The organism is Corynebacterium sp. sy017, assembly GCF_017918135.1.
Taxonomy (GTDB): domain Bacteria; phylum Actinomycetota; class Actinomycetes; order Mycobacteriales; family Mycobacteriaceae; genus Corynebacterium.
This window is the reverse complement of sequence record NZ_RZUE01000004.1, coordinates 222,804-235,114: the sequence shown is the minus strand read 5'-3', so window position 1 is coordinate 235,114 and position 12,311 is coordinate 222,804. Positions and strand designations below refer to the sequence as shown.

The following is a 12,311-nucleotide window of genomic DNA, read 5'->3' as shown; positions in this document are numbered from 1 at the left end:
TGTACGATACAGATGCTGTGAGAAGGGAAGTATGAGCTTGTGAGTATTGGCTCAGGGGTTATCGTCGATTGCGTTATCATTGTTGCGGTAGCACTGTCATTCGTGCTTGGGTGGCGGCAAGGCGCATTTGTGTCGATACTTTCCACTGTTGGGGTACTTGCGGGGCTGATTTGTGGTGCGGCGTTAGTGCCGGTCATTGCGCAGAAGATTCATTCTTTGCCTTTGCGTCTTGTTATTTTGCTCAGTGTTGTGACTCTCCTTGTTGGTCTGGGGAATCTGCTTGGTGGTCTATTGGGTAATTCCCTACGTGACCAGGTGCGATGGAAATCTACGCTCAAACTCGATTCTATTATTGGCGCTATTTTTCAATGCTTCTGTGCCGTGATTGTGCTCTGGATCATTGCAGTGCCACTTGCCACTGGTGTCTCTGGCGCGGTGGCTACTGGCATAAAGACGTCTAAGACACTTGAGAAGATCAATAATTATGTGCCGTCTTTTCTTGATAACGTGCCTGCCAAAATCTCCTCTATGCTTGATGAGTCAGGGCTGCCTCCTTTGGTGTCTCCACTGAGCAAATTTTCGACGAAAACCGTGCCAGCACCGGACCTTGACATTGCAGATCCTGCTTTGGTGGATCGACTCCGCCCGTCGGTTATTCATGTCATTGGCGAGGCTGAGCAGTGCGCTCGCCGACTCATGGGGTCAGGCTTTGTGCTCGACGAGCGTCATGTGATTACTAATGCCCATGTTGTTGCCGGTACCGATCATGTGCAGTTAGACACAGTGATGGGGATGAAAGATGCTGTGGTGGTTTATTACAATCCGCAACTCGACATTGCTGTCATTGAAAGTGATGATTTAGAATTACCTGCTTTGTCATGGGCGCAGAAAGAAGCCCTAAGTGCTGACGACGCAATAGTGATGGGCTTTCCGCTCTCTGGTCCTTTTGAGGCTTCTCCTGCACGTGTTGCAGATAAAATTCTTGTGTCCGGGCCAGATATTTATGCTTCTGGCAGGGTTGAACGTGATACCTATGAGATTCGCGGCAATATCCGCCAAGGGAACTCTGGTGGGCCAATGATCAATATGAATGGTGAAGTTCTCGGCGTGGTTTTTGGTGCTTCTATGGATACTAGCGATATAGGCTATGTACTTACTGCTGAGGAGGTCAAAGACGCCATTGGTGATGTTTCTACCTTGACAAATACAGTGGCTACCGGGGAGTGCGTAGCAAATTAGGAGTGTACTATCGGTCTACTCGGTTGATAAAACCAGAAACTACAGCGGCAAAAGCATGGGGTGCTTCAAGGTGTGGGCGTAGATTTGCTCCGGGAACATTGCGCTGAATGAACACACCGGTCGCTCTTTTTTGTGCTTGGCGCAGCAAGTGCATGCTTCTGCGTGAGCCGTCGTTAATGGCTAGAACGGGAACGGCAACGTCGATATTGCGCCATTTTAGTGGTACAGGTGCTATTTGCAGGCGCAGTAGTTGCATGACTGCTGGGAATGTTGAGTCAATGGACATGGCATTGCAGCGTAGCTCGAGATCCTGCTTGAAATAGGGGCTGAGTTGATATTGCGCGCTAGTCAGCGCACGTAGGTTCTTGGTAAGAATGTGTTTTTTATAGCGCCAGAGTTTGTTGCTTACCGGGAAAGGTAACCATGCTAGTAGGGATTCTCGGATAAATTCGCTGCATGACCACGGTGCTCGTGATAGGGCAAGTCGAAGGTCACAGGGATGGAGCCCGTCGACGCTAATCATGCTGCGGACAAGACTGGGGTTGGTGCCACTGAGGATCCAGGCGATTGCAGCACTAGCGCCTACTGCAATGATATGGGCATCATCATGGCCGAGAGTGCGAATGGCACCAGAGATATCGCCAAGAATATCGTGGATACCATAGGTGACCGGGGGTTTATCGGAAAGCCCATAGCCGCGTAGGTCAAGTGCTGCTACATGAAAACCACAGTCTGCTAGTGGTTGCAGACTACGGTGAAAATCAATCCACCCGCTATAAGAATCGTGCAATAGCACAATGAGTGGATTGTGTGTTTCTCCTGCGGTAACTGCATGGAGCCTAATGCCCCGGGTATGTAAAGACTGATGCTGGTAGCCGTCGAGAGCTACGATTTGGGGCGTGAGCGTTTTGTGGGCTAAGTCGCTCGTCTTTGGGGGCATAGGTGATATCTGCCCTTAGCTATACATACCGCGGTTGCTAGCTTCTAGTTTTGCCTGAGCCTGACCAGGTACAAGGCTCTTGAGCTCGCCGACGCTTTCGATGGTTTTCTTTGGTGCGCCAATTTTCTTTACTTTTTGCAATCCGATGAATGCGAATAGACCAGCTAGGACGAGCATGAATACGAAGACGATAAGGAATGAAGCCCAGCGTGGTAGCCATAGGTCTGCAAGAAGTTCTGCGAGGAAGAAGAAAAAGAAGAAAGAGCTATATAGTGCGATGGTTCCCGCTACGCCAAAGAGTCCGCCACCGATGGCACCTTTTTTAACTTCGCCAGCAATTTCTGCTTTTGCGAGTTCGATTTCGGAACGTACAAGAGTGGAAATTTGTGAGGTCGCGTTGCTCACGAGTGCACCAATGGATTTGTTGTTGGTTGCGTCTACGTCGCTTAGTGGAATGGCATTAACTTGTGCGTTGAATGTTTCAGCGCCGTCGGTAAAAAGACCGTTATTGTTGCTCACGAGTGGAGTCCCTCCAATGAATAAAAAGTGCAGTTAGTATATATGGTGCCACGAATTCGCTTATAAAGTGAACTCCTAGCATTAATTGTTGTGGATTCGTAGTATAAATTATTATGAATCAGCTGGAACATTTAGCTCAGAACCTACGTGTTGCGCCGCTCATTGCTCAGGCAACACAGGCGGTTAATGCTGTTCATCGTTCCCGCATCAACTTACGACGTTCCGATGTTACCAGTTCAGAAGCTATTGTGCGGGGTGCTCGTCTGAATTGTTTTCTAAGCCCACACATGAGTGAGCATGTGGCTATGAGCGCCTATAGTGTTTTAGCGCCTGGGGTGGTGGTAGAGAGTGTGCAAACATTTGTGCGTGCGCCCTTGCAAGTATTGGCGCGTATCGACGCTCTTGCTGGTGGGGATGCTAAACCTGTGCGTGAGGGGCAGCGACTTATTTTGCTGGCACGCATGATTACGATGCATTCTGATCATGTTCTCGTTCCTGCTTTGGTGCATGGTGAGATCGCCTCTCGAGAATTTTTTGGCGAGCGTAGTGGCACTGTTGCCAGGGTTGCTATGCGGCTGAGTGCTATGGCAGGTGGGTTTGATCCACGTGGGCTATGTGTTCCGGAAGTGTATTATCACCGCAATAGTAAAGAATATGTGCGCCTGGTGAATCAGTTAGGTGCTAGTGATATGACGGAACAGGCCTTGGTGCCTTTTTTGGAACATCATTTTAAGGCTTATATTGCGGGAGCTGCTGAGGGGGAAGGAATTGCTCAGACAATGAGCACTATCTAAGTGCCTAATATAGAACTCGGTATTGGATTGTGTGGATTATATGCACTGTTGGTTGCGTTTGTGTGTGGTGTATGTAATAATTGCTCGTGCAAGGCCCCGATATACAGTGTGGCCTGCCCCGGTCCGCCCCCCTGTGACCGGGAATTGCGACCCGCGCGTTTACCCCCCCTTGCGCGGGTCGTTTTAATTTCCCTGGTTGGTAGCGAGGCTTAAAGCCCACTGAGCTCTTTGAGAGCTGCTAGGTGAGCGTCGAATGCTTTTTTGCCTTGTTGCGTGAGTGTAATCCACACAATATCTTTTTTCCGAGAAGAGCCGTATTCCCGAAACCTGCTGATGTAGTTCTTTTCTTCCAGAATGCTCAACTGTTTCGATAGGGTGGCGTCGGATAGGCCGGTTTTGAGCCGTAATACGGAAAACTGCATATGGGTTTCTGTGTCTTCGGTTGCACCATATGTGTTGAGGATAGAGCAGATCTTAAAACGATTAAGTGGATGAATGATTGGATCTAACTGGGCAAAGTCATTCATGGTGCTGTGATTATTCCCCTTGGGATATGAACTTACGACGATTAAGCATACCGGTTTTATAGATGATAGCGGCACAGATACCTGCAATGATCGACCAGATCACTAGCGCCCATAGCGGAAAAGGGTTGAGTATTTTTGCCAGACCTGTTGGTGCATACACCATGACCATGATGAGCACAAAGCCGATGATGAACTTCAGGGTGCTTGATCCTTGTGATGATTGTCCAGCTGCGCGGCTACGTAATCCGGCACTAGCGCTGGTTTGGAGTGCTTGTGCAATAAAGAAGATGATGACCAAAGCGAATAGGGATGCTATTGCAATCCATGACCATGATTGTTCTGTATAAAGTTTTGAGAAATTGTATAGGAAAGTGCAGCTTGCAATGAGTATGCCGAAAATGGCGATGATGACTGGGTGACTGCTTTTCCTGCTGGCAATTTTTCTTTTGTGGTGGTTGTCGAATTGAAGTGCCTCATATGTGTCGCTCACGACGTTCTCCTTTGGTGTTTTCTTGAGCGTTTTATGTGAGGAAAGTAAAACTCATTTACTTTCCATAATGGAAAATATAACACTTTCCACAATGGAAAACAAGGGGTGGGGTGATGGTTATGTGTGATAGTCACACCGCAAAAGGGTCACTATCAGGATCTTTGGAAATGCGTAATTCCATTTTTTGGGCGATATTGTCGGCGGTGTTTTCTCCGAAATAATGCGCCACGAAGGCTGCCGCCATGTCCATTCCAGCTGCGATTCCCGAGGATGTCCATATGCCGCGATCATGTACCCACCTGGCTTTATATGTCCAATCCACGGTGGTTCCGTGGGAGCGTGCCCAGTTGAAAGCCTGTTTATTGCTGGTTGCGCGGTAGCCGTCTAATAATCCTGCTGCGGCAAGCAATGCGGAGCCGGTACATACCGATAGTGTCAGTGTGGTGCTGTGCGCTAGTTTCCGGAGCTCCTGTAGAAAATGTGTGTCTGTGGCTAGGGATCTGGTGCCTAGCCCTCCTGGAACCATGAGGACGTCGCCGCTTATCTGTGAGTAGGAACCGTCGGGGATTATTTCCACGCCTTGTGAGCTTGCGATGGGTTGTCCGTCTGGGGATAGGAATTCGACGCCCAAGTTTTCGACGTGTGAGAAGAATTCTGCTGGACCAAACACATCAAGAAGCTCGAAATCCTTGAAAAGGATAATGGAAATGCGGGTGGGTGGCATGGTTTTACTTTAACCTACACATTTCCCAGGTAATTGTTTTCTCCATTTTTGAGCCCCAAAACAATTATGTGCTCTTTGACCCTTATTTACTGAGGTGGAAAATACATAAAATTGCAGTTCAGGATAGTTGTTTGGAGTTGTTGAATAATTGTTTAGTAATTGTTGGCGCCGCAACAATATCCCATACTTTAGGATTTTGGTGCAGTCTACTTTAGAAATTTGGTAAAAATGGAAGATTGATTTATCAAGGGCAGTATGGTTCCGATGGTGGGGCGTGTTCCGTGGTGAATGTTGAAAAGGTATTGTTATAAAACTCCATATAAGCTACCATAATGAATATGTTCAATGAACAAGTTCAGTTAGAAAACCTGTCGGTACGTCGTCAAGCACAAAAAGAAGCCACACAAAAGAAAGTTCTACACGCAGCGCACACACTATTTATTAAAAACGGGTACGCCAACACCAGCATTCGAGATATAGCCACTCACGCAGGAGTAAGCGTGGGGACAGTCATGGGAGTAGGCAATAAACGCAGCATACTCATCAAAACCATTGGGCACTCAATACAGGAAATACACGAAGAAATACACGGAGAATCCACTGATCTTCTGTCAGTCATAACCCCTTTTCTCACGATGTTCACGGGACATGAGGAACTCTCTAGAGCTTTTGGCGCCGCACTCATCGAGGAATCCGATCACAGCGAAACCTTGACATCTCTAAAACAGCTACTCCTGAACGAAATCCAATCACGCCTGAGCAACAGCACTCTCTCAGCACAAGAAGCCACAGAGTTCGGGGAGATCCTCTATCACACCTACCTTGGCTTACTCATTGAATGGGCCGCCGGTTTACATAACGACGAAGAACTCCATGTTCAAGCCCAAAGAACAATTACCCGCCTAGAAACCGCTTTTGGAGTATCCCAATGATTATTGACGCACAGCCCCTATGGGCACCTATCCTGCTTGCCCTTGTTTTGCTTGGCGACATACTGATGTCGATTCGACCTCTGCCTTTTATTGAAAAATGCCTTCGAGGTGTCAACCTGCCCCGACAGTGGTGGTGGATATTGATCTATATTAAAACTCTTGCTGTTGCTGGTCTTACTGTCGGGATATGGATTCCTGGGGTGGGGATTGCTACCACAGCTGCAGTTGTTGCCTATTTCATTGCTGCGGCAATTGCGCACATAAAAGCTAAATTCCTTGGTACCGAGTTCTGGCTCAACTGCCTCGGTATGCTTGCGCTCTCTATTGTGGTGCTGGGGGTTATGCTTTACTCATAAAAAAACTTTCGACGAAAATCTCATCGTTTATCAATGCGAAGGATAATCTGGCGCATTGTCCATTGGTATGTCTCAGGTTCTGTGGTTATGATGAGAAATGCTTTTAGGTTTTTCTCAGCTTTGTGTTTTGTGGCTGAGGATGGCTTGGAAAGTATTTTTGTTCTTTTCCTAGGAGAATAGAGGAAATAATGTTGTTGAATCGTTTTGCTAAGCGTGCTGCGGCGGTTGCTGCCGTAAGTATGCTTGGTGCGGGTTTTCTAGCCCCCCCCCCTCAGTATTAGCTAGTCAAGACGACGGTAGTGGTAGCGACCTTGGCGGGCCTAGTAATGTTCATGGCTATTGGGGTGGTGCGAACTGTGACACTGGTTCTACCTGTGTAAAGCAAGTGGGGGATGAAACACAGGTCACCTGGCAGGTCCAATTGTCACCTTTGGTGATGTCTGAGGATCACATCCAAACCTCTCGTGGTGCGCAAATCATGATCCCATCCACAGTCAAAGATGTGTCGATTAAGTTGACGCATATGCCTAATGTGCAATGGCATATGGGTGATGCCGCTCAGGGAGAAGATCCTGAGAAAACTTATTGGGAAGATTTGGATGGTAATCCGCTACCTGAAGAAAAAATCATTGGGTGGGGTAATGATAGTTATGTTCCTACCAAAGAAGTAGAGTATCAGGTTCCGATTGTTGATTCGGTGGAGAAACTAACAGATAACGACACGTATAAGGTGTCGTCGTTTGTGAAGAATCTTCATGGTTCTTTGAGCAATGCATCTGCATCAGAGGTGCCCGGAGAGAATTCATATGGGGTTCAGCCGTCGTCTTTTGCTGAGCAGCCTGATTGGGATTTCTACCAAATCGGCTTGAACGCGCTGGGTGTTTATACCTTTGAGGTCACCGGTACTGTGGAAGCGGTTGGTGATGATACGTATGTGCCGATTCGCGCTGAGAATATGCTGTGGAAGTGCTCTGATGAGATTCTTGGACCTGGTAATGTTGAAGAGGGGTGTCAGGACTTGAAAGATTATGAGTGGGGTCGTACGGGTGAGTTGCCTCCTGTGACAACTGCTGAGCAGTCTGAGGATACTCGTAAAAAGATTGTGGAATTATACGAGAATCAAGGCTCGAAGCATGGTGTGACTGGTGTGGGTGCGTGTGCTGTGACAGCAGATATTGGTCGTTTCGATACGATTGGTGGTGATATTGAGGCTACTGTTGGTGATCGTTATCGGAAGTATGCGCAGACGTTTAATCTTCGCCTTAATCCTGCGGTGAATTATTTTGGTCCGTTGCTTGGTGGTGAGGATAACTGTGACCAGGGTTTCCAGCATATTACGTTGTGTCCTGATGAGGATTCTGAGGTGCCGCCTAGTGAGGAGCCTGTAGAGTCTGAGGAACCAACGCCTTCTGAGGAAGAGGAGGTTGAGCCTACTAAGCCTTCTAAAGAAACAGAGGAACCAACTGATTCCGAAGAACCAACCTCTAGCGAGGAACCTCAAGAATCTGAGGAACCAACTCCAAGTGAAGAACCACAGGAACCTGAGCAGGAGAAACCTGTGAAGCCGGTTGATCGTCCTGAAGAACGTGAGGAACCGGTTAAGCCTGTTGTTCCACCAACTGTGCCTGACACAGACACAGAGCAGGGTGAGGTTGTTACTACTGTTGTAGAGCCTGAGGATAAGGAAGAAAAACCTGAGGACAAACCTGCCGATTCTAAGCCAGAATCTAAGCCTGAACCTAAGACCGTTATTTCTGAAAGCGTTAAGGATAACGTCGCTAAGCAGGCTAAGACTGTAGCGAAGAAAGACCGTCCTAAAGTTACTACTGGTGGTCACCTGCGCGCTGCGTAGTCGCAAAGATATTTCGTGAAGGCTCTTACATTTTTGTAAGGGCTTTCTTGGTTTTAAGGCTGTATAGCAAGGTTATCCACAACAATAACGCTGATATATCAACAAAAGCGAGGGTTATTCACAGGGATGGTTGCATGATCTAGGAATTGCGGCGCAAACGCGGCACACTGTGGGACATGACAAAAGCACACAGCAAAACTGTTTTCAGCACTCGACCTCTTGCTTCCCGACCGTATCCTGTGGTTCGCAGCTCAGCTTTAGTCGAACATTCGCGGCATGGAAACCGTGTGAACGTAGAATCTGCAGTGGCTCCATCTATAACTTCACCTACCAGCGCATACCCTGTATTAGTTGCTATCAAAGACCCGGTACTCAAGCCTGATGTCCTTAACGCAGTCGCTGCTACTGGACGCAAATATATTGAGCTAGCGCACCCTGAACAAGAATTTTCTCGGCATATTCGTCGGGCGTCGGTTGTGCTTATCGACACTCACTATGCGCAAAAACTGGTGCAACAAGCTGCCCTCCACACGTCTGCTCGTATTTTTCTTCTTGCTACCGAATCGGAAGAAATAGATTGGCAACTAGCTATGAAAATACATAGCGATGATGTCTTTGTGTTACCTGCTCAAGAGCTAGAACTTTTAGAGACACTAGGGCAAAACCCCAATAGCCACAGCGCGCATGATAGTCCTGTGATTGCAGTCCTAGGTGCTAGTGGTGGTGCTGGTACCTCGACTTTCGCGGCTTGTCTTGCGCACTCTCTTTCTCACTCCACGAGTAGTGAGGTTGCACTGTGTGATGCGCACCCTCTATCGGGTGGCTTGGATTTACTTCTGGGCATTGAATCACAAATGGGAGTACGCTGGCCAGATCTCTCTTTTACCCAAGGTACGATTTCCGGGAAAGACCTGGTGGCAGCTTTGCCGCAGTGCTCATCTGGTGTGCGTGTGCTTAGCCATGCACGAGGTATTGCAAGTGATATATCAGCGCAGGCAGTCTCGGGCGTGCTAGAGAGTTTATGTGGATGTGCCAGCGTGGTCGTCGACTGTCCGGTAGCTACAGATATCACTCACACTGTAATTGATTTTGCACAATTATGTGTGCTCCTTGTGCCAGCTGAAGTGCGTGCAGCTGCTTCGGCATCAGTGCTCATTGAACAGTTAAATGCACAAAAAATACGCATAGCAGTTGTGTTAGTGCATAGAGGCTGGTCGGGAATGAATACAGCTGATATGGAGTACCTGCTCAAAGCACCCATATGCGCCCAAATACCTAAACTTCCCGCTTTGGCAAAAACCACGGAAACTACTGGACTCTCTGGAAAATTTCCCCGCGCAATGACCAAAGCAGCTACGCACGTACTTGATCATCTACAGCCGGAGGGATAATCACAATGAGCGGTGGTTATGCGAAAATTATTGAACAAGTGCAGCGTCGTATAGCAGAAGAAGGTAATCCTGCTGATCTCGGTAGTCTTGTGCGCGACGTCGCTGGTGGTGTGTTGAGTGACCGTGATGTATTCCAAATCCTACGAAAAATAAGGCACGATTCAGACGGTATCGGACCATTAGAAAGCCTAGTGGCGTTACCTGGCGTCACGGATGTAGTGGTCAATGGTGCTTGTGATATTTGGTTTGATCGTGGTAATGGCTTAGAACGTGCAGCGATACAGTTCGATGACGACAACGCGGTCAGGCAATTAGCAACCAGATTGCTCAATGCCTCAGGGCGCAGACTCGACGACGCACAGTGCTTCGCCGACGGCAGAATAGCTCGACAAGATGGCAGTAGCTTGCGAGTCCATGCGATCCTTAGCCCGCCATCTGACACCGGAACGTGTATTTCTTTGCGCGTACTCAAACAGTCACGGGCAGGTCTAGATGACCTATGCCAATACGGCACATTTAGCCCACAGACGCAACGTATCGTGGAACAAATAATAGACTCACGACGCTCCCTCTTAGTTATTGGTGGCACAGGAAGTGGAAAAACCACGCTACTTGGTGCGTTATTGTCCAGGGTATCGCCTAAACAGCGCATTATTTGTATCGAAGATACAGCAGAACTGAAACCAGAACACCCACATTGCATTTCCTTAGTGACACGCGCAAAAAATACCGAAGGCAAGGGAGAAATAACCATGACAGACTTGCTGAAACAAGCACTGAGAATGCGGCCAGATCGTATCGTCGTGGGTGAAATTCGTGGTGCAGAGGTGGTTGATCTCCTTGCTGCGCTCAATACCGGACATGAGGGGTGTGCAGGAACAGTACACGCTAATTCTTTACATGAAGTGCCAGCACGCCTAGAGGCACTAGCTGCTTTAGGAGGATTATCCCGCAGTGCATTGCATTCACAACTAGCGGCAGCAAAACCAGTCGTATTGATGATGAAGAAAACACCAGAAGGAAGAAAACTTCAACAAATAGGTGAGTTAGTTGGCAACCCGACGCAAATCAAAGTGATATGGGAGAAAAACACATGAACGCAGCATTATGGTGCCTGGCTGGATCCATGCTTATCACTGCACCGCATAGTATGCTTCGTGCAGGAATAAGGACTGGCGACAAGCAATACCGAGTGCCACAAATCCAAAAAATAGGTTTAGCAGTGGTGATAGTAGGGTTGTGCATTATCTCTACAGAACGGATAAGCATTGCTCTGTCTGTGGCAATTCTTGGCGCCACGCTGTACCGGGTGACGAAAGCAATTCTCATTCAGCGTCAGCATAATTATGCACAAAAACATATGGGACAATTTATGGCTGTCCTTGTTGGCGAATTAGAAAGTGGTGCTACTACTGAGCAGGGGTTATGGAAAGCAGCAGCAGAAACCTCGCATAAAACAATTGCGCAACGGGTTCGCGTAGCAGTAAAACGAGCGCGGGCCGCAGGAGCATTAGCAGGAGTACAGGCTTTAGAAGAATACGCCCATAAGATTCCAGCATTCGCTCGTATCGCCGCGGTATGGGAGCTATCTCACCGGCATGGCATTGCACAAGTGCCACTTTTTAACCAAGTGCAAACATACCTTGATGAGCAGCAAAAATTCCAACGATTAGTTGCCGCAGATATACAAGGGGCACAATTGACCGCAATCATTGTGAGTATTTTGCCAATAGTAGGAATGCTCTTGGGCCTAGCCATAGGGGTCAATGCTCTAGATTTCCTCTTTGGCGGAGGCATAGGTGGGGTGCTGCTTGTCGTCGGAGTGTTGTTTTTGAGCGCCGGAATAGAAGTGTCGCACAAAATTATTGATTCCGTTAAGAAAGGAAACCCATGATTACACTCTGCTGTGCAATAGCGTGTTCACTATTGCTATGGGATTCCTCCCGGGCATTGCGCTGGCATTTACTTATTACCCACAGCATTAATCCCAGAGACGAACCAAACCACGATGAGCGCAAAGGAAGTCGCACCAGAGGAGGTCGCAAAAGGTCGGTTGGAATGCAGAAATGGTGTGAGCGCTGGGTGGCATTGGTGTCAGGACATAAAAACCATACACATCCGCTTGATTGTGCTGCTGATGTCGATCTCTACGCTTCCTGTATTAGTGCAGGGATGAGTCACAGTGCTGCGGCAGCTGCAGTGGCGCGTAAATCACATATTGTTCAGTGGCAAGCAGTAGCCCAATTACTCGCCTTGGGAATGAATGGTGAACGAGCATGGCAACCTTTGGCTCAAGTAGATGGGTTATCAGAACTATTGAGCATTGCACGTAACTCTCATCGATCTGGAAGTGCCATGCACACAGGATGTACTAGGCTCGCTCAGCGATTACGTACACAAGCTCAAACACAATCTACTGCTCGGGCGCAACGTGCAGGAGTGCTTATCGCCATACCACTAGCTTTATGCTTTCTACCTGCATTTTTTATTCTGGGGCTCGTTCCATTGGTGGTGTCTCTTGGGATTGCGCAGTTATAAGCAGCTGCA

The 12,311-nt window shown here is 48.1% G+C and carries 14 protein-coding genes; 9 read left to right on the top strand and 5 right to left on the bottom strand.

Translation table 11 applies throughout. The features are described from left to right. The first annotated feature begins 45 nt into the window (after positions 1-45). A complete protein-coding gene (locus EML15_RS09680) occupies positions 46-1,239 on the top strand; it encodes a MarP family serine protease (protein ID WP_144275534.1) in 1,194 nt (397 codons plus the stop codon). Between the two features lie 7 nt (positions 1,240-1,246). On the opposite strand, the gene EML15_RS09675 is transcribed toward EML15_RS09680, so the two are convergent. Beyond that, positions 1,247-2,179 carry an alpha/beta hydrolase gene (locus tag EML15_RS09675; RefSeq protein WP_144275139.1) on the bottom strand — a complete coding sequence of 311 codons (933 nt, stop codon included), beginning with the start codon at positions 2,177-2,179 and terminating at the stop codon, positions 1,247-1,249. A 15-nt stretch (positions 2,180-2,194) separates the two neighbouring features. Continuing rightward, a complete protein-coding gene (locus EML15_RS09670) occupies positions 2,195-2,698 on the bottom strand; it encodes a phage holin family protein (RefSeq protein WP_144275142.1) in 504 nt (167 codons plus the stop codon). Positions 2,699-2,811: 113 nt separating this feature from the next. On the opposite strand from EML15_RS09670, the gene EML15_RS09665 reads away from it, so the two are divergent. Further along, positions 2,812-3,492 carry a hypothetical protein gene (locus EML15_RS09665; protein WP_144275144.1) on the top strand — a complete coding sequence of 227 codons (681 nt, stop codon included), beginning with the start codon at positions 2,812-2,814 and terminating at the stop codon, positions 3,490-3,492. Positions 3,493-3,701: 209 nt separating this feature from the next. Here EML15_RS09665 and EML15_RS09660 read toward each other — a convergent pair whose 3' ends face one another. The 3 genes from EML15_RS09660 to EML15_RS09650 form a co-directional block, all read right to left on the bottom strand. Continuing rightward, complete coding sequence (locus EML15_RS09660) at positions 3,702-4,019, bottom strand: transcriptional regulator (protein WP_144275146.1); 318 nt, start codon at positions 4,017-4,019, stop codon at positions 3,702-3,704. Between the two features lie 10 nt (positions 4,020-4,029). Next, positions 4,030-4,509 (bottom strand): hypothetical protein, encoded by a 480-nt coding sequence (locus EML15_RS09655; RefSeq protein WP_144275148.1) that lies wholly within the window; start codon positions 4,507-4,509, stop codon positions 4,030-4,032. Positions 4,510-4,639: 130 nt separating this feature from the next. Further along, positions 4,640-5,233 carry a DJ-1/PfpI family protein gene (locus EML15_RS09650; protein WP_144275150.1) on the bottom strand — a complete coding sequence of 198 codons (594 nt, stop codon included), beginning with the start codon at positions 5,231-5,233 and terminating at the stop codon, positions 4,640-4,642. Between the two features lie 332 nt (positions 5,234-5,565). On the opposite strand from EML15_RS09650, the gene EML15_RS09645 reads away from it, so the two are divergent. The 7 genes from EML15_RS09645 to EML15_RS09615 all read left to right on the top strand — a co-directional run bounded on the left by EML15_RS09645 (position 5,566) and on the right by EML15_RS09615 (position 12,302). Continuing rightward, positions 5,566-6,165: a TetR/AcrR family transcriptional regulator gene (locus tag EML15_RS09645; protein WP_246858246.1), complete on the top strand. Its 600-nt coding sequence runs from the start codon at positions 5,566-5,568 to the stop codon at positions 6,163-6,165. Further along, positions 6,162-6,521 carry a DoxX family protein gene (locus EML15_RS09640; RefSeq protein WP_144275152.1) on the top strand — a complete coding sequence of 120 codons (360 nt, stop codon included), beginning with the start codon at positions 6,162-6,164 and terminating at the stop codon, positions 6,519-6,521. The genes EML15_RS09645 and EML15_RS09640 overlap by 4 nt, the downstream gene beginning before the upstream one ends. A gap of 385 nt (positions 6,522-6,906) precedes the next feature. Next, positions 6,907-8,373 (top strand): hypothetical protein, encoded by a 1,467-nt coding sequence (locus EML15_RS09635; RefSeq protein WP_144275154.1) that lies wholly within the window; start codon positions 6,907-6,909, stop codon positions 8,371-8,373. 176 nt (positions 8,374-8,549) lie between these two features. Further along, a complete protein-coding gene (ssd, locus tag EML15_RS09630; RefSeq protein ID WP_144275156.1) occupies positions 8,550-9,764 on the top strand; it encodes a septum site-determining protein Ssd in 1,215 nt (404 codons plus the stop codon). A gap of 5 nt (positions 9,765-9,769) precedes the next feature. After that, positions 9,770-10,861: a TadA family conjugal transfer-associated ATPase gene (locus EML15_RS09625; RefSeq protein WP_144275158.1), complete on the top strand. Its 1,092-nt coding sequence runs from the start codon at positions 9,770-9,772 to the stop codon at positions 10,859-10,861. After that, on the top strand, positions 10,858-11,658 hold the full coding sequence (locus EML15_RS09620; protein ID WP_185967231.1) for a type II secretion system F family protein: 801 nt from the start codon (positions 10,858-10,860) through the stop codon (positions 11,656-11,658). Before EML15_RS09625 ends, EML15_RS09620 begins: the two co-directional genes overlap by 4 nt. Then, entirely contained in the window at positions 11,655-12,302 is a 648-nt protein-coding gene (locus EML15_RS09615) for a type II secretion system F family protein (protein WP_144275162.1), read from the top strand. The genes EML15_RS09620 and EML15_RS09615 overlap by 4 nt, the downstream gene beginning before the upstream one ends. Positions 12,303-12,311: the final 9 nt, after the last annotated feature.